The following is a 22,174-nucleotide window of genomic DNA, read 5'->3' on the forward strand; positions in this document are numbered from 1 at the left end:
TCGGGAACGACCCTGAATTTCAATTTCAGGGTTATCCCCGATCCGCTCAGCGCTGCCGCGTGCGATGATGGTTTCATGCCTGCATCTTCCGCACGCCGCGCTTCTGTGGGCGCCGAGGGCGTGTTGTTTCCGCGTTTTACGCGCGCTAGGCGTGGCCGTGTTGTCGGCGGCGTCGCCGCCGGGCTTTCCTCCCAGTTGGATGTTGATCTGCGCTGGGTGCGGGTATTTTTCGCGGCGGCGAGCTTTGCCAACGGGTTCGGGTTTTTGCTCTATGCGATGTTGTGGGTGTTTAGCCCGTTGGAGCCCGAAGCAGCCCAAGGGGACCGTCCTATAAAGACGAGCTGGCCCGCCCCGGTATATATGCTGCTCGTCGCCTTAGCGGTGGTGGGGGCGGTGACTTCGCTGGCTTTGGTCAGCGGCGTGGGAGGGGTGTTTGTTTTGCTGGCTGGCATCGTCGTCGTCGGCGCGGTCGTCGCTTGGCAGGCCTATGACCGGGGGTTGTCCTCGGTGGGTAATTTCTTTGCTTTGGCGCTTGGTGTTTCACTGGTGATGGGCGGGGTGATGGCGGTTGCGCTGTTGGGAGATGCAGGCGGAACCGCAGGTATTGTCGTGGCGGTGCTGGCCACGGTGTTCGGTATTGCGCTGTTGGTGGTGCCTTTGGTGGTGCGGCTCGCCTCCTCGTTGGTGGCGGAGCGCCAAGCTAAAGCGGTGGCGGATCAGCGTGCCGAGTTCGCCTCACGTTTACACGATTCGGTGTTGCAAACACTGGCTTTGATTCAGAAACACGCCGGTGATTCGGCGCATGTGGCTCGTCTTGCGCGTAGTCAGGAGCGCGAGTTGCGGGCGTGGCTTTTCGACGCCGACTCGCACACTCAAAACGAGACGAGGTCGCTGTTCGGGGCCGTGGCCAAGGCGGCTGGAGAGGTTGAGGACTTGCATGGTGTCAGCATCCGCCCGGTCACCGTCGGGGAGGATGTGGCCTACACGCACCAAACGGAGGCGATCGTCATGGCGGCACGCGAGGCGATGGTCAACGCCGCGAAGCACGCGGGTGTGGCCCGCGTCGATGTTTACGCCGAGCACTTAGGTGGCGAGGTGTCGGTTTTTGTGCGCGACCGCGGCCCCGGTTTCGATGTTGCACAAATCCCGGAGGATCGCCACGGTGTGCGCGACTCGATCATCGGGCGTATGGAGCGCGCCGGGGGGACAGCCACCATTTCCGCTGCGGCGGGGCACGGCACTGAGGTGGCGCTTAGTCTGGCTGTGTGAGGATCCCCGCGGCGCGCAAAAGCGAGGCGGCGACCTTGTCTGTTTCTTGCAGGAAGGGGGCGTTTGTGCCGGGCATGGGGGAGATCGTTGTGTCTGCCCATTGCCCGCCGGTGGGGATTCCGGCGATGTGCAGGCGCGGGTCTAGGCCACCGTCGTGGCGCACTGTGCGGCGGGTAGCCTCGTCGGTTTCTGGGGCGGAGGTGGGGGTGCCGTGGGGAGCGAAGGGGCGGGTTCGGCCGCTTTTCAGCAGTGAGGTTCCCAGGGCGTCGATGGTCAGGCGGATGTCGGGGCTGGGCAAGAAGGCGTCGGCAAGCGCGCTCGCGCTGAAGCTGCGGGTGGAACTGACGGCCTTGTAACCATCGGGCCCGCCTGTGACCGTGGGGTTGTTGCCCAAGAAGGTGACAAGGCCGGCGTCGTGAAGCGCGAGCAGTTCGCGGGTGCGAAACAGCGGCGGGCCGGAGCCAACCATCTGGCCAAAGGCGAGGTAGTCGCGCAGTGCGCCCACTCGGTCCTGTTCGGCGCCGCGGCCGTTTTCGACCGCGATCGCCGTGGGTTTGCGGGCCGCTGAAATCTCCCACAGCGCCGCCTTGAGCGGCGAATCCCAGGCCGCGACGGCTTCGGTGATGTCGCGCTCCATCCGACTCGCAATCATGCTGTTGAGTGCAACGATGCTCAAACCGTCGGCGTTGCGCAGCGGGTCGATCCAGTCGAGCATGTCGAAAGGCTCATCTGCCACCGCGCTCAGCGCAGCGTTGAGTGCGGTCGGGACCCGCTCAATGTCGGAGGTTGTCGCCGCGGATTCAAGGTCGGCCTCCTCAATGCGGCGCACTACTTCATGTATTTCCACGTGCAGTGCGTCGGGGCGCACGCGAGAAAGCGTGCTGTAGTAGGCGGCGTAGGAGTCGCGGACTAGTGCCGGCCACACCTGTGTGCCAAAGCTGATGGGGTCCTCGGTGCGCTTGAGATGTTTAAGGGTGGTGCGCAGCCGCGGCAGCAAAGGTTGGGGCGGCAGGGAGCGGTACTCGGATTTGGGTAGGTAGGGGTAGCCGCGCCCGGAGGTGACCACCAGGTGCGGCTCCCGCCCGGAAGGCTCGTAGCGCAGCCCCGAGCGGGTGGTTGGGTCCTGTACGAAGCGGCCCCCACGGTCAATGGTGCTCAGCGCCATCAGGTCGAAAAAGCCCATGCCGAGCCCGCGCACCAACACTTCCTCGCCGGCCGGAAGCGAATCCACGTCCTGCTCGATGGGGTTATCTGGGCCCACCCACACGCCGCCGGACATGAAGGGGGAGGCGGGTTGGACCCACCCGGTGGATAAAACGGTGGCGTCAGCGAGCACGGTGGAGCCGTTGTCGAGCTTGATGGCGTCGCGGTTGCCGCGCACGTGGATCGACTCGGCGCGGCGGCGGTGGGTGCGCACTTTCACTGTTGGCGGCAGTTGCGCTAGTGCGACTCCGAAAACCCAGCGCAGGTATTCGCCGTATAAGGCGCGGGTAGGGTTCGATTCTGGGCGGGTGGCGGCGATTTCTGTGGCGTAGCGAGAAAGGTGTTTGGGCTCGGTCGGGTGGGCGTCGAAAAGCGTGCGTGCGGCCTTTCCGACGTTTTCTGTTTCCCCGCGTTGGAGTTGGATCCACTCGTACATGGTGGGGCCGTTGAGTATGCAGCCGCCGACAGTGGCGCCGGGCTCAGTAAAGAGCGTGACCGCACCGGCGAGCGTGTTCATGCGCATCGTGCGCGTCTGGTTGGTGTCCCAGACGCGCCCGGCGCCGATTTCGGCGTCGTCGATGAGGTGGAGGGTAAAAGGTGGTGTGTTTTTGTCGGAGAGGTAGGCGGCGATGCGCTCGATGGTGGAGATTCCGCGTGGGCCCATTCCCACGAGGGCGATGGATTTCTCGGCGTGCATGGCACTTAGTCTACCTTCCCCCCACCAGCTAACGTACTGAACTGTCTACATTGATAAAACCGCTCCGTCTAAATGTGGTAGCCTGCCGGTCATGCCAAAGAAGAGTAAAGGAGGCGCGCACTGGGCGCTCGCGGCGATCCTTGCCGCGGCAACCCTTATGTCCAGTTGCGCGGGCGCACCCAAAGACACGGACACGACCAGCCCGAACGCGCCCGGCAACGACATATTGACCTACCTCGAACCAAACTGGTTTACCACCCTGTACCCGCCAGCAGCCGGTTTCTACCCCAACGGCGGCGTGGTCAACCAAATCACCGACCGTCTGCTCTACCAAGACCCACAAACTCTCGAGCTGCAACCCTGGATCGCTACACAGCTCCCGGAGATCAACGAAAACGCCACCGAGTTCACCTTCCACATCCGCACGGACGTGACCTACTCCGACGGCACCCCCATGACCGCGCAGAACATCGTGGACAACATCGACCTCTACGGCAAGGGCGACAAATCCCGCCTGCTAAACAGCTCAGAGCAGATCGGCGGTTACGACCATGGCGAGGTCGTCGACGAGGACACGGTACGCTTCCACTTCACCGAACCCGCGCCGGGATTTGCCCAAGCAGTCTCCGTCTACAACGCGGGGCTGCTTTCCGACGCCACCTTGGCACTGCGCAGCGAAGACTTCGGCCCCGGCAACGCGGTCAGCATCATAGGTTCCGGGCCCTTCGTCATCACCTCCGAAAAAATCGGCACTGAACTGGTCCTTTCCGCCCGCGAGGACTACAACTGGGCGCCGCCTTCTGTACCGCACCAAGGCCCGGCCCGCATCGGGGCAGTGCGCTACGTTTTTGCTCCGGAAGAATCGATGCGCACCGGCGCGGTGCTCTCCGGCCAGGCAGACATCATCCGCAGCGTGACCGCCCCGGCGGAGAGCTACCTCGAAAACGCCGGTGTGCAGATTTACTCGCGCGGCACCAACGCGATGAACAACCAGCTCGCTTTCCGCTTCAACCACCCGCTGCTCGCAGATATCCGGGTGCGCAAGGCGCTCATACACGGCATCAACCGCGAGGAAATCCTCCGCGTGCTGTTCTCCCCTTCCTACCCGGTGGCCACCTCCACGGTGGCCGCAGGAGGGCTCGGCTACAAAAAGCAAGACCACGCCAACTACGCCTTCGACCCGGATGAGTCGCGTCGTCTGCTGGAGGAAGCAGGGTGGGTCCCCGGCGGGGACGGGATCCGGCGCAAGGACGGCGAACGGCTCTCGCTGCGCGTCAACGTCGCCGGCCCGCAGCCGCGCTCGAGGGAAGTGCAGACGATGATCCAGGACCATCTGCGCAATATCGGCGTGGAGCTAACCATCAACTCCGGCGACAACTCCAGCCAAAACGCGGATGCGAAAGACCAAAAGAAGATCCAGATTTACCATTCCATGGTGGGCCGCGCCGACTACGGCGCCATTGAATCGCTCTACTCAGCAACTGCACGCAACGTTTTCATCAACGCCCCCTTCGCCGGCGGTGCCGATGGGGAGCTGGGAGATGAATACCTTGAGGAGTTGCTGCACAAGACAATTTCTCTGCGTGAGGATGAGGACCGCGCCGCCGCCGTGGCACAGGTGCAGGACTACATCACCGAGCAAGCGTACGCGCTGCCCCTGTTTGAGGAGCCAGTCGTCTACGCCCTTGCCCCATGGGTTAAAGGCTTTCAGGCCGAGTCGGTGGCGCGCCCATCCTTCTACAGCGTGTGGATCGACCACCAAGAGAAGGGAAAATAAATGACATTCGCCCTCAAACGCCTCGGGCAAGGCCTGATCGTTTTGCTGCTTGCCTACACGGTGGCGTTTTTCCTTCTGTCCGCCCTTCCTTCCGACGGGGTGATGGCGCGCTACGCCGACCCGGCTCTTGGGCTGTCGCATGCGGAGATCGAACAAATCCGTGAAGAACTCGGCGCTGACAAACCGCTTGCGGTGCAGTACTTCACAGCCCTCGGTGGGTTTCTCACTGGCAACCTCGGTTACTCCGTGCGCACCGGCACCCCTGTCGCCTCTTTGATTGCTGACGCTTTGCCGCACACCTTGGCTTTGGCTGCGGTTTCGGTCGGGGCGGCGGTCATCATCGCGGTGGCGGGTTGCTACGTGGCCACCCTTCCGCGGATGGGGGCGGTAGGGACCTTCTTCCGCGCGTTGCCTTCTTTCATGGTTTCGCTGCCAGGGTTTTGGATTGCGATTCTCCTTTTGCAGTTTTTCTCCTTCCGTCTCGGCTGGGTCAATGTGATTGACCCAGGCCCGTTGGAGGGGTTGATTTTGCCGGCACTGACTTTGGTCGTGCCCATGACGGCGCCGCTTCTGCAAGTGTTGATCCGCTCTGTCGATGAAGTCCGTGCGCAACCATTCGTGCAGGTGATGCGGGCTCGCGGCGCCAGCGAGTCCCGCATTTTCTGGCGTGGCGTGCTGCGCAATGCGCTGCTTCCCGCGCTGACAATGGCTGGGTTGCTCTTTGGTGAGTTAGTCAGCGGCGCCGTGGTCACCGAGACTGTCTACGGTCGCACGGGGCTGGGCTCGCTGGTGGTCACCGCCGTGTCCAACCGCGACACCCCGGTGCTGCTTGGGGTTGTGCTTCTCACTGCGGTGGCTTATGTGGTGATCAATTTCATTGTCGATGTGCTCTATCCGGTGCTGGACGTGCGCTTGCGCAGCACCGGGACCCGCCCGAAGGAGGCGCGCGCATGAGTTTGCTTCAATACTTCAAAACCTCCCGCCCTGCCCAGACTGCCCGGACTGCCCGGACTGCCCGGTCTGCTTGGTTCTCGCCGGGCTCCATCCTGTCGATTGTGGTGCTTGCCGTGGCGGTGGCGTGGGCGTTGTTTCCCGGTTTCTTTGCCACCGATGACCCTTATACCGGCACGGACGTGGCGCTTTTGCCGCCGAGTGCCGAGCACTGGTTCGGCACCGATTCTGTTGGACGCGACTTGTATTCGCGCGTGGTCTATGGTGCGCGCCAGTCGCTGGTGGGCGCGGCTGTCGCTGTGTTGGTCGGGCTGGTTGCTGGCACCGCGCTCGGCCTGGTTGCGGGTGCGGCCCGCGGCTGGGTGGACACGGTCATTATGAGGCTTGTCGACGTCTCCCTGGCGATCCCCGGGATTTTGCTGTCGCTGTCGCTTATCATCGTGCTCGGTTTCGGCTCTTTGCAGGCGGCGTTCGCCGTTGGTGTCACCACGATCGCCACGTTTACCCGCCTGACCCGCTCGAAGGTGATCACCGTGGTGGGCGCCGATTATGTTGAGGCTGCCTACGGCTCGGGCGCGACGCGCGCTCAGGTGCTGTGGCGCCACGTTTTGCCGAACTCGCTGACCCCTGTTGTTGCCTTGGCCGCTTTGCAGTTCGGCACCGCCGTGCTGCAACTGTCCATTTTGGGCTTCCTCGGCTACGGTGCGCCGCCGCCGGTGCCGGAGTGGGGCCTGATCATCGCCGAGGGCCGCGACTTCATGGCTTTTGCCTGGTGGACTATAGCTTTGCCGGGTGTGGCGATCGCCGCCACCGTCATGTCAGCGAACCACCTATCACGCAACATCGGTGTGGAGGGATAATGATGAGCACTGTTGCTTTGGGGGTGCGCAACCTTACCGTGGATTACGGTTGTGTGCGCGCCGTCGACAATATCAGCTTCGAGCTGCGTCCAGGGCGCATGACTGCGCTGGTGGGCGAATCCGGTTCCGGCAAGACGACCTCGGCGATGGCCGCGATCGGCTTGTTGGGTGATGCCGCCAATGTGGTTTCGGGCACCGTGAGCTATTTCGGGGAGGACATTACGGATTATTCCCCGGCCCAGTGGCGCGCCCTGCGCGGCGCACGCATCGGTGTGGTGCCGCAGGACCCGAATAACTCTCTCAATCCGCTCACAACGATCGGCCGCGCGATTGAGGAAGGGATGGAAATCCACGGCATTGGCGACCGGGCTTCCCGCCGGGCCCGTGCGATTGAGCTTCTTGAGCAGGTGGGCATTGATGACCCGCAGCGACGGTATGGGCAGTACCCGCACGAGTTGTCCGGCGGCATGAAGCAGCGTGTGCTCATCGCGGCGGCGGTGGCGCTTGAGCCGGAGGTGCTCATCGCTGACGAGCCGACGTCCGCGTTGGATGTGACGGTGCAAAAGACCATCCTTGACCTGCTCGACCGTATGCGTGAGCAGTTGGGTGTGGGGGTTTTGTTGATCACCCACGATTTGGCGGTGGCGGGGGATCGCGCCGATGAGGTAGTCATTATGCAGCGCGGCCGCGTCGTCGAGGCGGGCCCGGCAGAGGTGGTGTTGGCCAGCCCCCGCGAGGACTATTCCAAGCGCTTGCTTGCCGACGCCCCCTCGCTCACCGTCGCCAACGCCGCCCACCGCCCGGCGACGGTGAGCGAGACATTGTTAACTGTGGAAGATCTCAGCGTCCGCTTTGGTGATTTCACGGCCGTCGACCGGGTCAGTTTTGAGGTGGTGCGCGGCTCCACCCACGCCCTTGTCGGCGAGTCCGGCTCCGGCAAGACCACCACCGGCAGGACGGTGTCGCTGTTTCATGCGCCGAGCGAGGGTCGCATCTTCTTCGACGGTGAGGACGTGACAGCAACGCACGAGCGCGCACTGCGCCGCCGCATCCAGATGGTGCACCAAAACCCCTTTTCCTCCTTGGACCCACGCATGAGCGTGGAGGACATTGTTGCTGAGCCGGTGCGCAATTTCTTCCGGGTGCCGCGCAATAAAGCTCGGGAGAAGGCCCGCGAGTTTTTCGACCGGGTAGCTTTGGCCCCGGAGCTTGCCACCCGGCGCCCCGCCGAGTTATCCGGCGGCCAGCGCCAGCGTGTCGCTATCGCCCGTGCCCTCATCGTCGAACCTGAGCTGGTGGTTTTAGACGAAGCAGTCTCCGCCCTTGACGTCACCGTCCAGGCGCAGATTTTGCGGCTGCTTGCGGATCTGCAGGAGGAGTTTGGGCTGACTTACATCTTCATTTCTCACGACCTTTCCGTCGTGCGGCAGATCTCGGATACCGTCAGCGTGTTCAGCCGGGGCTCCCAGGTGGAATCTGGACGCACCGATGAGGTGTTCGAGGCCCCGCAGGCGAAGGTGACTCGTACACTCATTGACGCGATCCCGGGGAGGATCTTCCGTGCCCGGGAGTTAGGAGATTTCGTTGTCTGACATCATCGATGTGCTCGCTGGCACGCCTGACCACCTTGCGCAGCTTCGCTACCGGCGCCCCGAGGCGCGTGAAAACGCCCAACTTAGCTTCCGTGCCCTATTTGAGCCGGAGCGCCCCGGCGAGTTTCCCGTTGCCTGGCGCTACGCGGTGGCCACCTTCGTTGCCACTATCTCCGGCAGTGCCAGGGCGGGGCAGTTCTACCGCGAGCTGCTCAGCGAAGAAGACGGTGGTGAGGCGCTGGCGGTTGACGTCGACAAGCTTGCGGCGCGTGGGGTGTCTGCCGGGCCCTACTACGACGGCGGTTTTGTCACCTTCCAGCCGGTTGGCGCGCTGGACGCGAGGCTGGCTGCGGCCTTTGATTTTGCGCACCTGCTGACCTTCCACCCGAAAGACGCCTCCCCGGCAGCCATCGGGCACTTGCAGGAGGCGGGGTGGGGCGAAGACGCGATCGTTTCGCTGGCGCAACTGGTCTCTTTCCTTGCCTTCCAGATGCGCGTAGTCCACGGTGTGGCGGTGCTTGCCGGGGCCACAGGCCACGCCGGGGAGGCTGTGCCCCGCGCTGCAGGTGTCAGGGACCCAGGGTGGCGCCCCGGCCCGCGCACGCTGGTTCCGCAGGTCGTCGCGCCTGCTGGTTTCGTCGCGCACTCGCTGGGGTGGAAGCCTTGGCTCAAAGACCTGCCCAAAGAAGATTTCACCCCGCGTCACATCGAGGCGCTGATCAAGCCGGAGCGGATCGGCTCCGAGTACTTCCGCCTGCTCGCCCGCGACCCGGAGGCGCTCAAGGCGCGCACGCTGACGGACCTGGACATCTTCTACAACACCGACGGCGGTTTGGGTCGTGCCGAGCGTGAGTTGGCCGCGACCGTGGTGTCGCGCTTCAACGGCTGCGAGTATTGCGCCTCGGTGCACCAGGCGCGATCGAAGGAGGAAGGCGGCGACGCTGAAGCGATCGACCGGCTGTTGGATGAGGGGGTGGCGGCGGATATGGGCTCTGCGGTGTGGTCCGAAATCCGTACTGCCGCAGTGGCGCTGACTACGACCCCGCCTGCTTTGTCCGCCGGCAACATTGAGCGGCTGCGGGAGGTGGGGCTCGACGAGCTGGCCATCATCGACGTGATCAACGCCGCAGCCTTTTTTAACTGGGCGAACCGCTTGATGCTCACCTTGGGTGAGCCCGACGTGCCGAAGCGTTTGCGTTAATTATCCTTGGGGGCATGCTTCGGGTATTCCTTGTTGATGACCATTCTGTTTTCCGCGCCGGGGTGCGCGCTGAGCTAGCTGGCGCGGTGGACATCGTGGGGGAGGCAGGAACTGTCGCGCAGGCCATCGCGGGCATTAACACCACCCTTCCGGATGTTGTGCTTCTCGACGTCCACATGCCCGACGGGGGCGGCCTCGCCGTGATCAGGGGTGCTGTGCCCGGCCCGCGTTTTTTGGCGCTTTCTGTCTCGGATGCTGCCGAGGACGTTATTGCCTTGATCCGGGCCGGTGCCCGCGGGTACGTGACGAAAAACATTGGTGGTGCCGAGCTTGCGGAGGCGGTGCATCAGGTGCATTCCGGTGATGCTTATTTCTCTGCCCGCCTGGCTGGTTTCGTGCTTGACGCTTTCGCCGCTGGTGGGGCAGTGGAGGACCCAGCCGTCGATTCCTTGACCCGCCGCGAGTTGGAGGTGCTGCGTCTTTTGGCGCGCGGCTATACCTATAAGGAGATCGGTCAGGAGTTGTTCATCTCGGTCAAGACGGTCGAGACTCATGCGTCGAATATCTTGCGCAAGACGCAAACATCTAACCGTCATCAGCTCACACGCTGGGCGGCGGACCGGGACTTAGATTGAGTGCTCAGGCGTAGGCCAGTCGGCGTGTGCCGTCGACGTGTGGGAATAATAGCCAGGTCAGTGCGGCGACGACGACGAAGGTCGCGCCGACTCCCCACAGAGGCCAGGGCGCTACCAGCGGGGAGAGCTTGATTAAAAGCCACCACAGTATGAGAGGCACGATCATGCTTATCGACGGCACCTGCGTCACATTCCGCTGCTGCGCGTAGGCCTGCAATTCCAGCCGGTAGGGGTGCGCTAGAGTGACGCGCAGCGCGATGGTGGTGGCGGCGATCGCGATGCCGAGTTTGACTATGAGTGCGGCCCCGGAAACCACCACCGCGACGCTTAGTGCCACCATGACCGAGGCTGTGGCCTGAACCATTGGTGGCGTGGGGATGGGGGTGCGCAGGTTGCGGATGTCTCTGACGTTTCGGTGGGAGTGCATGGCGTCAGCGTACCGTGCGTGGTTAGGTGGGCCACCGGAGAGGCAGTGCGGGGAAAATTTGTTCGACCTTTACTGTTGCCCGGGCCGGACCGGGGGTGCATACTAAACGACGTGAGTGGAACACCTATTCGAGATGCTGGGGTCGCGCTGGAACACCCCAGCCGTGCCGAGCAGATCGCTGAGCTGCGCTCCCGCATGTCCGCGCTCGGCGGCAAGCTACCACGGCCTGCCGTCGAGGAGGCCGACGTGGTGCAACTTGACGGTGATCTTCGGACTCTCTTTCCAAGCGGAGGTGTGCCGCGCCGGGCTGTGAGCCACCTCAGCGACACTGCCGCACTGGCGGTAGAAATGATCGAACAAATCACCGCTGGCGGTGGGTTCGTCGGCGTGGTGGGGTGGCCGGAGCTGTCCTATGCGGGAATCACCCCGGAGCACCTGGAGCACGTGGTGGCGGTACCGGATCCGGGCATTGACGCGCTGAGTGTGGCCGGGGTGCTCGCCGAAGGCCTCGACCTGGTGGTGTTACGCACTGCACATAGCTTGGAGTTGTCGCCGGTGCGGGCACGGCCGGTGCTGGCGAAGTTGCGCAAGGGCAATGCGGCGCTGCTCAGCGTCGGCACGCGTGTGCCCTCGGCCGCACTCGAGATCACCGCAGAGGTCACGGGCATCCACGGAATCGGCAGGGGCACGGGCCGCATCCGCGGCATCGACTTGAAGGTGCGCGTGGCGGCGAAAGGTGCGCGACCGGCCTCGCGGGTGATCACGTTGGGCGCAGGCCCGGACACACCGCGCCCGGCGTTGCGGGTGGTGGGTTAGTGTGCGCGTCGCCGCGATCTGGTTTCCGGACTGGCCTGTGCAGGCGGCGCGCCTAGATGCGGACGACGAACTTATTGAGCCCATCGCCGTCGCCTCCCAGCGCCGCATCAAAGCGTGCTCGCACGTGGCGCGCACGCACGGTGTGCGCCGCGGGATGCAACTGCGACACGCCCAGGCGCTCGTGCCCACACTGACCGTGGTGGAGGACAACCCGGACCGTGACGGCAGAATGTTCGCCGCCCTCGCCGCTAGCTTCGACGAGGTCGCCGCTTCCGTAGAGGTGCTGCGCCCCGGGCTTGTCGTGGTGGATGTGGCTGCCGCCGGTGCCTTCCACGGCGGGGAGGACACGGCGACGGAGATGCTTATTGACGCCGCCTCGCGCCGCGGCATCGACGCTGTCGCCGGTGTGGCCGATGAGATGGCCACCGCGATCATCGCCACTCGCTTTTCCGCCGTGGTGGCCCCCGGCGGCTCCGCTAAGTTCCTCACCGACCTCCCGCTTCGCACCTTGCTTGCGGAAATCGCCTTGGGCGCGGACCCACGCACGGTCACGGAACTTGGCCAGCTCGGCATCGCCACCCTGGGGGATATGGCTGCGGTGCCTTCGAATGCTATGTCCACCCGCTTCGGCACCGCCGGGATGCACCTGCACCGCATCGCCCGCGCTGCACCCGATCGCCGCGTCGCCCCTGAGCTGCCGGTGCGTGACCTGGCGGTGTCCGTGACCCCGGAAGATCCCATCGAGCGGGTCGACGCCGCCGCCTTTGCTGCCCGCACGCTCGCTGCAGCCCTGCATGAGCAGCTCAAGGAGGCAGGCCAGAACTGCCTGCGCCTGAAAATCATCGCCGAGCTTGCCGACACCACCCGAGTCGAACGTATTTGGCGCACCCGCGAAGCCTTGACCGAGGCCGCCACCGCGGACCGTGTGCGCTGGCAGCTCGACGGTTGGCTCACTAACGGCGGCGCAGGAGCGATCACTTCGCTTTTCCTTGAGCCTCTCGAGCTGGCCACCCCGCAGGAGGTCGGCGAGCTGTGGACGGACGGCTCCAGCACCGATGAGGCGCGCCGGGTGGTACAGCGTGTGCAGTCGCAGCTCGGCATCGACGCGGTGCTTCAACCCCGCAACATCGGGGGCCGAGGTGTTGCCGAGCGCGTTCAGATGCTGCCTTTTGGGGAGCGGCCCGCACCGGTGGACACTGCCGGCGCACGCTGGCCTGGCGCCATTCCCGCGCCGTTGCCGGCGCGGCTCGGGGGAGGTATTGGGCATCCGGCGTCTGCGGTCACACTCATCGACGCAAACGCCGCCCGCGTTTGCGTGACCGCCGAGGCACTGCTGACATCCGCGCCTTTCGCCATGGCCTGGGGCAAAAACCGTTACCTGGTTTCGGCCTGGGCGGGCCCGTGGCCGGTCGACGAGGGATGGTGGGGGGCGCAGCCGAACCGGGTGGCACGCCTGCAGGTCGTGGGAACGCGAGAGAAAGATGACCGCCTCTACGCGTGGTTGCTTGCCTGGACACAGGGAAGGTGGCGTGTTGAGGCGGTCTACAGCTAGGACTTCAGAATGTCGACGACGAGTCGCTTCGGGTTTTCCAGCACCTGCACGGAGTAAGGTTTTGCGGCGCGCAGACCCACGACCACCTGGGTGCGGCCGCCGAAGGTTCCGGCGTTGACCACGTCGAGGATGTTGGCGGAGCTATCTGCCAGGTTCACCGTCGCAGCCTCACGGCCGGCTTCGAAGAAAGGCACTGTGCCGTCGACGTTGATGTTTAGGTAGGCCGAGCCGTTGACCTTCAGGGGTGTGCCCGACGTTTCCTGCTTCGGGACGGAGACGTAGGTGATGTACCAACCGGGGCTTCCTTCACCTTCGAGGTCGACGACGACACGGTCGAAGCGTTTGTGGCTTCCCACGCGCACCCCGGTGGCCACCAGTTCGGCGGGTTCTTCGGGGCGCTGGGTTTTCGGGGAGGAGTCGGGGGTGCCCAGGGGGTCTTCGAGCTGACCTGGTGGTGTGTCGGAGGGATCCGGCAAAAACGCCATCTGATGGGAGGTCTTGGGGTCGTGCGCAGTTTCGGTGAGGTGGGCGCAGCCGCCGAGCAGGAGAGTTGCGGTCGTCGCGCACGCGATGAGCGACCGTATGTCTGCCTTCCACCTCATGGAGCCCACGGTACTCAAAAACCCGGGGAGCGGGAAAATTGGGATCAGTTGCCCCCGCCTGATTAGGAGAACCTAATTTCACTAGAGTGAGGGGTATGAACGTCAAGCCTGACCCTTTTTGCTCGGACGTCGAAGTTGAACCTTTGCCGGGAACAGCGAAGCGAGGCAATGTCTACGTCCTCTTTGAGTGGCCAGGCGCATGGAGCCGCGACGTGTTAGACGGTGGCACTTTTGGCCCGGAACTCAGTAAGAAACTTAAGGCCCACATGGCTAAATGGGATGCCTCGTTGCTATTGATCCGCCATCCCACCCGTGAGGGCCGCTCTATCAGCGACCACCACCTCTACATTGTTTTCACCGACATCGGGCTTACCGAGGTCAAACACGTCGACGCCCCTGAGGAGCTGCTCGACCTTGACTTGGGTGGGCCGGGCAGAAACAACGCGATGGCGCGGATGGCCCCGCTGCTTCTGGTGTGTACTCACGCTAAGCGGGACCGCTGCTGCGCGGTCAAGGGGCGCCCGCTGGTGACCGAGCTTGAAAGCCGCTACCCGTTTCGTGCTGGCGGTGACGTTGTATGGGAGACTTCCCACATTAAAGGCCATCGCTTCGCCGCCACCCTTATGCTCATGCCGTGGGGTTATAGCTTCGGCCGGATGAATCTGGAGGCCACGGAGGCGATGCTTGGAGACGCGATGAGGGGCACCTTCTTCGTGCCCGGCAACCGCGGCCGAGGTATCTACGGCCCGCTCGGTCAAACCGCCGAGATTGCGGTCGCCACCCACTTGGCCGAAAAGGGCGTGCGGGTGGAGTACGGTCAGCTCCGGGTGGTTGAGGAAGACGCCACGGGCCGCGTCATGGTGAAAGATTCTCACACGGATGAGCTCTACCGGGTGGAGCTAAGCAAGCAGAAGGCCTTCGGCATCATGTCCTCGTGTGGAGCAGAACCGAAGGCTGGGCAGTATTGGGTGGCTGACTGTGTGATTAGCGGCGCATGACCTTCTTCGACAGCCAGTTGCCCAGAAACTGGGCGAGCTGGACGATTACCACAATGACGATCACTGCGGCGAAGGTCACCGACGGTTGGAATTGCCGGTAGCCGTAGACGATGGCGAAGTCACCGATACCGCCGCCGCCGATGTAGCCAGCCATCGCCGACATGTCGATCACAGCGATGAAGATGAAAGTGTAGCCCAAAATCAAAGGACCAAGTGCCTCTGGCAGGATCACCGTGCGGATGATGCGCCACGGTCCTGCACCCATGGAGCGGGCCGCCTCAATGACACCTGGGTCAATGGCGACCAGGTTTTGTTCGACGATGCGGGCAACCGTGAAAGTTGCGGCTACACACATGACGAAGGTGGCGGCCTCTCGGCCAATGGTGGTGCCCACCACTTGCAGGGTGACGGGGTAGAGCATCGCAATCATGATGATGAACGGGATTGGCCGAAAGAAGTTCACCAAAACATTGATGGTCCAGTACAACGGCGCGCTTTTCAAAATGCCGCTCGGGCGGGTGGTGTAGAGCAGCACGCCCAACACCAACCCGAAGAAGCCACCCACAATCATGGTGATGCCCACCATCATCAAGGTATCGCCGATGGCTTCCAGGAAGGTCGGCCCCAGACGCTCCCAGTTTGCTTGAGTGAGGATTGTTTCGTTCATCGCGTGATCTCCTCAATCTCGGTGGTCTTTTGCAAGTCGCGGAGGAACTCATTGATGGCGTCGTCGTCGCCGTTGAGACGCACGGTCATTTTGCCGAAGGAGCGGTCCTGCAGCGTGGTGATGCCTGCGTGCACTGGGTGGACGCTCACGCCCTTTTCACGCAGCCGGGAAGTTGCGCCGAAAAAGCCGGAGTCCTCAGTTAAATCGACGGTAAACAGGCGGCCCGGGTGGACACGTAGCTCCGCAATTTCCACCGCGTCCGGAGTGTTGCGCAAGCTGGTGGCCACAAATCGCTGCGTCACGTGCTGGCGTGGGTTGGAAAACACCTCGTAGGTGGAGCCGTACTCGACGACCTTTCCTGCCTCCATCACGGCGACCTTATCGGCAATCGAGCGAATCACTTCCATTTCATGGGTGATGACCACGATGGTTACGCCAAGTTCCTGGTTTGCCCGCCGCAAAACCTCCAGAACTTCCTGGGTGGTTTCCGGGTCGAGGGCGGAGGTGGCTTCGTCGGCAAGCAACAGCGAAGGGTTGGTGGCCAGCGCGCGAGCGATGCCCACGCGCTGCTTCTGCCCGCCGGAGAGCTGCTCCGGATAGCTTTTGCCGCGCTCGCTTAAGCCCACGAAGTCGAGCAGCTCCGCGACGCGGGTGTGGCGCTGCGCTTTGCTCATGCCCGCCAATTCCAGCGGGTAGGCGATGTTGCCGGCTGCGGTGCGCGACGACAAAAGGTTGAACTGCTGGAAAATCATGCCGACGTTGCGGCGGATGGAGCGCAGCTTCTTCTCGCTCATGCCGACGATATCGGTGCCGTCGAGAAGCAACTGGCCGCCGGTGGGCATGTCGAGGCCGTTGATGAGCCTAACGAGCGTCGATTTGCCGGCGCCCGAGTATCCGATGACGCCGAGGATTTCTCCTGGCTCGACGGTGAGAGTAACTCCGTCGACTGCCGCAACTTCACGGCCGCCGGTGGAAAAGACCTTGGAAACGTCCCGGAATTCAACCCGGGTGCCTGCACGAACCACTACTTGTATTCCTCCACGAGCTTATCCAGAATGTCGTTGAGTTCCTCCTTGGAACGCTTGACCTGGACGGCGGTGCCGCCGGAGTCCCTGTTTAAAGCTTCGGTGACGGCATCGGACTGCCAGGCGTCGACAAGCTTGGCGTAGGTGTCGTTGTCGACATCCTCAGCGCGTACCGAAAACACATTGATGTAGGGCTCAGCGAGCTCGGAGCTCGGATCGTCGGCGGCAACAGAGGAAGCCGGATCGATGCCTGCGCGGCCGAGCCAGTTGTTATTGATCACCGCCGGGCGGCCCTCGTTGTAAGCCGAGGGCGTCTGGGAGGCATCCACAGCGACGACCTTAACCTTCGAAGCGGCCTGGTCGATGTCGTTCGGGGTGGGGGTGAGCTTCGGCGCACCCTCGCGCAAAGTGACGAGGTCGGCCTGAACCAACACGTTGATAGCGCGGCCCTGGTTCGACGGATCGTTCGGAATGGCGACTTCCTCGCCCTCGATACCGTCGAGGGAGGTGTGATCCTTCCAGTACAGGCCGAGGATGTTGATCTCGCCGGAGCCGATGATGCGCAGGTCGTTGCCGGAGCTGGCGTTGTACTGCGCCTGGTAGTTGATGGTCTGGAACTTGGAAATCTCAATCTGGTTCTCCGCCAGCGCCGGATTAACCGGCGGGTACTCGGAGAAATTCTCAATGTCGAGCGTGATGCCACGTTCCTTGGCTTGCTCCGCGAAAGCAACCCACGCCTCCTGATCGGCGTCGGTGGTGCCAATGTGCACCGTCACGGTGTCGCCGTTGGCGGCAGAGGAGGAGTCGTTGGAGCAGGCAACCAGGCTAGTTGCGGCAATGGTGAGGGCGCCGACGGCAGCGGCGAGGCGGATGGTGCGCATGATGTGAAGTCCTTGGGAAAGTGGAAGGGATTGACGGGACGGTAGAAGGTTAGTTGCTCTGCAGCTTGTTTAAGATCTCGTTGAGCTCAGCTTTGTCTCGCTTGACCGGCACGGAGGTACCTTTGGAATCCTGGGCGACGGCCTCGGTGACCTTCGGGTCGTGCCAGATCTCGACGAGCTTGTTGAGCGTTTCATCGTCGACACGGTCAGACTTGGCGGCGAAGACGTTGATGTAAGGCTCGGCCTCCGGGGAGTTCGGGTCGTCTTTGAACACGGCCAGCGAGGGCTCGATGCCGGAGCGGTCCAGCCAGGTGTTGTTGATAATCGCCGGGCGGCCCTCGTTATAAGCGGAGGGGGTCTGGGAGGCGTCGACAGGCGTGACCTCAACCTGAGAGGCAGCCTGGTCGATGTCAGCCGGAGTCGGGGTCAACGGATCGGCGACGCCGTCTTTGAGGCTGAGCAAGCCGGCCTGAACCAGCACGTTGATGGCACGGCCCTGGTTGGACGGGTCGTTCGGGATGGCGACCTTTTCGCCCTCAATACCGTCAAGGGAGGAGTGGTCCTTCCAGAACAGGGCCAAGGGCACGATTTCGGTGGAGCCGACGATCTTCAGGTCCTTGCCGGAGGCTTTGTTGTACGCGGACAGGTACTTGATGTGCTGGAACTTGTTCACGTCCAGCTCACCCTGGGCAAGCGCCTCGTTGACCGGGTTGTAGTCGGAGAAGGAAACGATGTCGAGCTCAATTCCCTGTTCCTCGGCCAAGTCAGAAAAAACGGACCAGGCCTGCTGGTCGGCGTCGGTGGTGCCAATCTTGATCACGTTGTCCTGGCCGTCTTCGGCGGCGGTGTCAGAACTGGAGCAGGCGGCTAGTGCGCCGGCGGCGAAAACGGCTACTGCTGCGGTAGCGAGGGTGCGGTTGATGGACATTGAGTTCTCCTCAGATATGTCGTCGAAAGGATGATGGGGATGAATCTATCACCCTATGTACCGCTTAGTCTATTTTCCGCTGGTGGAAGTTACCGCACGGTCTGTTCTGGTCTTTGCAGATGCCGCCTACCAGTTACTTTCCGCCCGGCCTTTTCTGTCCAGCGCGAGAGAAGGCCAACCAAGCTCCACGCCCGCAGGGAAACTGCACACCGCAACCGCTGAGGTGGCAAACAGGCTCAGACGCACCCCAAGGAGGAGATGAGCGCTGCAGGTACCGCGAAAAGAACGGAACAAAGACCAAGGGTGCCCGCCCGGTGGCGCCCTTGGCCTTTAAGTGGGCTCTGCGTGTGCGGTAGGCGGTCAACTTCCCAAGACGGTCGAAGATAAGCGCGATTTAGGCAAAGGCAGTGGGTTAGGGCGGTGGATTCCTCGCGCAAGTCAGGTGCCCAAAAGATAGTGGAATATATGTTCGAAATACGCTATCCTTGCCCCATGAGATTTCACGGCGGGGAGGCGTTGAGCTGGTCCCGGTTGGAGCGGATCCTTTCCGGCCGACCAGGACCCGAGCCCATCCCTGTGAACCACACACGCCCGCCCGGCGACATCCCCGATACCCCGCCGGCGCCCAGCACGCCTTTCGCCGAACTGCACGCGGTGTCCTCCTACAGTTTCCTCGACGGTGCCAGCGACCCACAAGACCTCGTGGCCCGCGCCGCACAACTCGGCATCGGTGCACTTGCACTGCTGGATAAAGACGGTTTCTACGGCGCAGTCAAGTTCGCCGAGGCTGCTGCGGAAGCAGGCATCGACACAGTCTTCGGCGCCGAGCTAAGCCTGGAGCAACGCACCCTAGCGTTGCTGGCGCGTGGCCCGGAGGGCTACCGGCGCCTGTCGCGGCTCATGGCCCGTGCACACATGGCCACGCGGGAAAAAGGGCAGGTGTCCTACCCCCCGCTTGCGCTTGTCGCCAAGGAACTCGGCGGCACCTGCACCGTCCTGGCCGGCTGGGAGTGGGCAGGTGAAATCGCTCACCTGGTCGATCTTTTCGGGGCGGACCGGGTGGTCAGAAAATACGAGGTTTCCATGACCCCAGCAGACGCCGACCACCATGTCCTCCTGGACGAGTATCCGCATCTACCCGCGATCATCTCCGCGGTGCCCGCAGCAGCAACCCGCCACGAAGCACGACTAGCGGCAGCGAAGCGGTCCCTGGGGCGTCGTGAAGCGTTGGGCACAGCCCACGGCGAGCTGCACCCGATGGGGGCGAACTGGCTGCGCTCCGGCGAGCAAATCCTACAGTTGTGTCCGGGAAGTGAAGACAAAATCGAGGCAGCGGTCGAATTGGCCCGCCAATGCGCCTTTACCCTGAACCTGGTCGCGCCCGAACTGCCGCGCTTTCCCACCCCCGAGGGCCACGACGAGATGAGCTGGCTACGTGAGATGGCCCGCTCTGCGGCTGCCGTGCGCTACGCCACCCGCCCGGAGCAAATCCGGCAACGAGCGCTCGCACAGATCGAGCATGAACTAGGAGTAATCGAGCGGTTGGGGTTTCCCGGCTACTTCCTTATCGTCCACGACCTAGTGGACTTCTGCCGCCGCGAAAACATCCTGTGCCAAGGGCGCGGCTCAGCAGCAAACTCGGCGGTGTGCTTTTCCATCGGCATCACCAACGCCGAACCGATCTCCGCGGGCCTGCTGTTCGAGCGTTTCTTATCACCTGATCGCGATGGCCCACCCGACATCGACTTAGACATCGAGTCTGGCCGGCGCGAGGAAGTCATCCAGTACGTCTATTCCACCTATGGGCGCGACAACGCCGCTCAGGTGGCCAACGTGATCACATACCGCACCAAAGGCGCGATCCGCGACGCTGCCCGCGCGCTCGGCTACGCCCTAGGCGCCGCCGATGCGTGGTCGAAGGGGATCGAAAACCCACCGGAGGTCGTCGAAAAGCTCGCCGCACAATTCAAAGGCCAGCCGCGCCACTTAGGCATCCATTCCGGCGGCATGGTGATCTGCGACCGGCCGATCGCCGACGTCGTGCCCGTGGAATGGGCGCGCATGGAAAACCGCTCGGTGGTGCAGTGGGACAAAGACGACTGCGCCTCAGCGGGCCTAGTCAAGTTCGACCTGCTGGGCCTGGGCATGCTGGAAGCCTTGCACCACATGATCGACCTCGTGCGCGACACCACCGGGCGCACCGTCAACCTGTGGGAGTTAGACCTCGCCGACAGCGAGGTCTACGACATGCTCTGCCGTGCCGACGCGGTGGGCGTGTTCCAGGTCGAATCGCGCGCTCAGCTCTCCACCTTGCCCAGGTTGAAACCACGCTGCTTTTTCGACCTGGTCGTGGAGGTAGCCCTGATCCGACCCGGACCCATCCAGGGCGGCTCCGTCCACCCCTACCTGCGCCGCCGCGACGGCACGGAAGCCGTGGTCTACGACCACCCGGTGTTGGAAAAAGCGCTAGGCAAAACGCTTGGCATCCCCCTGTTCCAGGAGCAATTGATGCAGATCGCCATCGACGCGGCAGGTTTTTCCGGCCGGGAAGCCGACGCGCTGCGCCGTGCGATGGGCGCGAAGCGCTCCCCGGAGAAGATGGCGGCGCTCAAAGCCCGCTTCTTTGCCGGCTGTTGGCTAAACAATCAGATCGATAAGGCCACCGCGGAGAAGCTGTGGAGCAAGATCGTGGCGTTTGCCGCCTACGGTTTCCCCGAATCGCACTCACAGTCCTTCGCTTCCCTGGTGTACTTCTCTGCCTGGTTTAAGCGCTACTACCCAGCCCAGTTCTGCGTTGGACTTCTGCGTGCCCAACCGATGGGGTTTTACTCCCCGCAGTCTTTGATCCAGGACGCACGCCGCCACGGGGTGGTCGTCGAACCCATCAACGTCAACACGTCCGGGGGAGAGGCGCTGTGCGTCGACAACACCACGATCCGCCTCGGGTTGAACCTGGTCAAAGGCCTCGGCACCAAGGCGGCCGAGCGCATCGAGCGAGCGCAGCCTTTCGACGGCATCCCGGACCTGGCGCGCCGCGCAGACGTGAGCGTCGACCAAGTTGCCGCGCTGGCCAAGGCGGGGGCGCTGGACTGTTTCGGAGTGGATCGCCGCCAAGCGCAGTGGCAGGCGGGCATCGCCGCGACCGAGCGCGCCGGCATGCTGCCGGGCATCTCAGCGGTCCAGGCGCCCCCACTTCCAGGCATGAACGCTTTCGAGTTGATGGCGGCGGATGTGGCGTCGACAGGCGTGACGCACGACAAACAGCCGCTTGAGCTTCTGCGGCAGGCATTGCTTGCCGACGGCCTTTTCACCGCCACCGACCTAGCCCACGTCGAAGACGGCTCGCGCGTGCGGGTGGCGGGGGTAGTCACACACCGGCAACGGCCGCAAACCGCCAGCGGCGTGACCTTTTTCGGCATGGAGGACGAAACCGGGTTGATCAACGTGGTGGTCTCCCCAGGGCTGTTCAAGCGCCACCATGTGCTGGCACGCACCGCGAAAGCACTCATCGTGCGCGGGGTGGTGCAAAACGCCAACGGTGCAGTCAACGTTGTGGCGGACAAGTTCGAGCCGCTAGCGCTGGGGGAGTGGCTCTCACGCGGGTCGCGGGACTTCCGCTAGATAAGATGGCGCCCATGGAATTGACCCCCGTGTCGACAAAGCTGATGGTGCCCTACCTGGTGCGCACCTTAATCATCGGGGCGATCCTGCTCGGGTTGGCCGGCTGGGCAGTCGCCACGTGGGGCGCCTGGTGGTGGATTGCACTGGCGCTAGCCGGCACCTTCCTCATCTTCCAACTCATCTTGATCCCATTCCAGGTGCGCAACCTGGGCTGGCTTGAAACCGACAACGAAATCGTATTGAGCCGGGGAAAAATGTGGCACACCCTCACGCTCATCCCGTACGGGCGCATCCAGTTCGTCGATGTGACCTCCGGGCCGGTCGGGCGCGCCCTGGGACTGAAGAACCTGATCATCAACACCGCCTCCAGCACATCGAACTCCCGGCTGCCAGGCGTGCCAGCAGATGAAGCAGATGCACTGCGCGAGCGCCTCGCTGCCAAAGCCCGCGAACGGATGAGCGGGATATAAGG

Annotated in this window: 19 protein-coding genes; 12 read left to right on the forward strand and 7 right to left on the reverse strand. The window is 63.3% G+C overall.

Annotation, left to right across the window (positions count from 1 at the left end):
- Positions 1–75 precede the first annotated feature (75 nt).
- Positions 76–1,269: a PspC domain-containing protein gene (locus tag VLL26_RS10805; RefSeq protein WP_342319072.1), complete on the forward strand. Its 1,194-nt coding sequence runs from the start codon at positions 76–78 to the stop codon at positions 1,267–1,269.
- Here VLL26_RS10805 and VLL26_RS10810 read toward each other — a convergent pair.
- Positions 1,253–3,169 carry an FAD/NAD(P)-binding protein gene (locus VLL26_RS10810; RefSeq protein ID WP_342319073.1) on the reverse strand — a complete coding sequence of 639 codons (1,917 nt, stop codon included), beginning with the start codon at positions 3,167–3,169 and terminating at the stop codon, positions 1,253–1,255. The genes VLL26_RS10805 and VLL26_RS10810 overlap by 17 nt on opposite strands.
- A 91-nt stretch (positions 3,170–3,260) precedes the next feature.
- Here VLL26_RS10810 and VLL26_RS10815 point away from each other — a divergent pair, with 91 nt between their 5' ends.
- Genes VLL26_RS10815 through VLL26_RS10840 form a run of 6 tightly spaced genes read left to right on the forward strand, consistent with a single transcriptional unit; the run spans position 3,261 to position 10,185 of the window.
- Positions 3,261–4,946 carry a TIGR04028 family ABC transporter substrate-binding protein gene (locus VLL26_RS10815; protein WP_342319074.1) on the forward strand — a complete coding sequence of 562 codons (1,686 nt, stop codon included), beginning with the start codon at positions 3,261–3,263 and terminating at the stop codon, positions 4,944–4,946.
- Positions 4,947–5,900 carry an ABC transporter permease gene (locus VLL26_RS10820; protein WP_342319075.1) on the forward strand — a complete coding sequence of 318 codons (954 nt, stop codon included), beginning with the start codon at positions 4,947–4,949 and terminating at the stop codon, positions 5,898–5,900.
- Positions 5,897–6,757 (forward strand): ABC transporter permease, encoded by an 861-nt coding sequence (locus VLL26_RS10825; protein WP_342319076.1) that lies wholly within the window; start codon positions 5,897–5,899, stop codon positions 6,755–6,757. Before VLL26_RS10820 ends, VLL26_RS10825 begins: the two co-directional genes overlap by 4 nt.
- Before the next feature lie 2 nt (positions 6,758–6,759).
- Positions 6,760–8,349 (forward strand): ABC transporter ATP-binding protein, encoded by a 1,590-nt coding sequence (locus VLL26_RS10830; protein WP_342320205.1) that lies wholly within the window; start codon positions 6,760–6,762, stop codon positions 8,347–8,349.
- On the forward strand, positions 8,342–9,550 hold the full coding sequence (locus VLL26_RS10835; protein WP_342319077.1) for an alkylhydroperoxidase domain protein: 1,209 nt from the start codon (positions 8,342–8,344) through the stop codon (positions 9,548–9,550). Before VLL26_RS10830 ends, VLL26_RS10835 begins: the two co-directional genes overlap by 8 nt.
- A gap of 14 nt (positions 9,551–9,564) precedes the next feature.
- On the forward strand, positions 9,565–10,185 hold the full coding sequence (locus VLL26_RS10840; protein ID WP_342319078.1) for a response regulator transcription factor: 621 nt from the start codon (positions 9,565–9,567) through the stop codon (positions 10,183–10,185).
- 4 nt (positions 10,186–10,189) lie between these two features.
- Here VLL26_RS10840 and VLL26_RS10845 read toward each other — a convergent pair whose 3' ends face one another.
- Positions 10,190–10,612, reverse strand: a complete 423-nt coding sequence (locus tag VLL26_RS10845; protein ID WP_342319079.1) for a hypothetical protein — start codon at positions 10,610–10,612, stop codon at positions 10,190–10,192.
- A gap of 111 nt (positions 10,613–10,723) precedes the next feature.
- On the opposite strand from VLL26_RS10845, the gene VLL26_RS10850 reads away from it, so the two are divergent.
- Complete coding sequence (locus VLL26_RS10850; protein ID WP_342319080.1) at positions 10,724–11,428, forward strand: hypothetical protein; 705 nt, start codon at positions 10,724–10,726, stop codon at positions 11,426–11,428.
- Between the two features lies 1 nt (position 11,429).
- Positions 11,430–12,980, forward strand: a complete 1,551-nt coding sequence (locus VLL26_RS10855; protein ID WP_342319081.1) for a DNA polymerase Y family protein — start codon at positions 11,430–11,432, stop codon at positions 12,978–12,980.
- On the opposite strand, the gene VLL26_RS10860 is transcribed toward VLL26_RS10855, so the two are convergent.
- On the reverse strand, positions 12,977–13,582 hold the full coding sequence (locus VLL26_RS10860) for an AMIN-like domain-containing (lipo)protein (RefSeq protein ID WP_342319082.1): 606 nt from the start codon (positions 13,580–13,582) through the stop codon (positions 12,977–12,979). The genes VLL26_RS10855 and VLL26_RS10860 overlap by 4 nt on opposite strands.
- A 95-nt stretch (positions 13,583–13,677) precedes the next feature.
- Here VLL26_RS10860 and VLL26_RS10865 point away from each other — a divergent pair, with 95 nt between their 5' ends.
- On the forward strand, positions 13,678–14,580 hold the full coding sequence (locus VLL26_RS10865; protein WP_342319083.1) for a sucrase ferredoxin: 903 nt from the start codon (positions 13,678–13,680) through the stop codon (positions 14,578–14,580).
- Here the strand turns inward: VLL26_RS10865 and VLL26_RS10870 are convergent.
- The 4 genes from VLL26_RS10870 to VLL26_RS10885 are packed head-to-tail and all read right to left on the reverse strand — an operon-like array spanning position 14,567 to position 18,081.
- Positions 14,567–15,247, reverse strand: coding sequence for a methionine ABC transporter permease (locus tag VLL26_RS10870; protein WP_342319084.1), 681 nt, complete (start codon positions 15,245–15,247; stop codon positions 14,567–14,569). The two genes, VLL26_RS10865 and VLL26_RS10870, sit on opposite strands and share 14 nt — an antisense overlap.
- Positions 15,244–16,272 carry a methionine ABC transporter ATP-binding protein gene (locus tag VLL26_RS10875; RefSeq protein WP_342319085.1) on the reverse strand — a complete coding sequence of 343 codons (1,029 nt, stop codon included), beginning with the start codon at positions 16,270–16,272 and terminating at the stop codon, positions 15,244–15,246. The genes VLL26_RS10870 and VLL26_RS10875 overlap by 4 nt, the downstream gene beginning before the upstream one ends.
- Positions 16,272–17,153 (reverse strand): MetQ/NlpA family ABC transporter substrate-binding protein, encoded by an 882-nt coding sequence (locus tag VLL26_RS10880; RefSeq protein WP_342319086.1) that lies wholly within the window; start codon positions 17,151–17,153, stop codon positions 16,272–16,274. Before VLL26_RS10880 ends, VLL26_RS10875 begins: the two co-directional genes overlap by 1 nt.
- Before the next feature lie 49 nt (positions 17,154–17,202).
- Complete coding sequence (locus VLL26_RS10885; RefSeq protein ID WP_342319087.1) at positions 17,203–18,081, reverse strand: MetQ/NlpA family ABC transporter substrate-binding protein; 879 nt, start codon at positions 18,079–18,081, stop codon at positions 17,203–17,205.
- 492 nt (positions 18,082–18,573) lie between these two features.
- On the opposite strand from VLL26_RS10885, the gene VLL26_RS10890 reads away from it, so the two are divergent.
- On the forward strand, positions 18,574–21,702 hold the full coding sequence (locus VLL26_RS10890; protein ID WP_342319088.1) for an error-prone DNA polymerase: 3,129 nt from the start codon (positions 18,574–18,576) through the stop codon (positions 21,700–21,702).
- A 20-nt stretch (positions 21,703–21,722) separates the two neighbouring features.
- A complete protein-coding gene (locus VLL26_RS10895; RefSeq protein WP_425292323.1) occupies positions 21,723–22,172 on the forward strand; it encodes a PH domain-containing protein in 450 nt (149 codons plus the stop codon).
- Positions 22,173–22,174 lie beyond the last annotated feature (2 nt).

The organism is Corynebacterium sp. BD556, from assembly GCF_038452275.1.
In the GTDB taxonomy this organism is placed as follows: domain Bacteria; phylum Actinomycetota; class Actinomycetes; order Mycobacteriales; family Mycobacteriaceae; genus Corynebacterium; species Corynebacterium mayonis.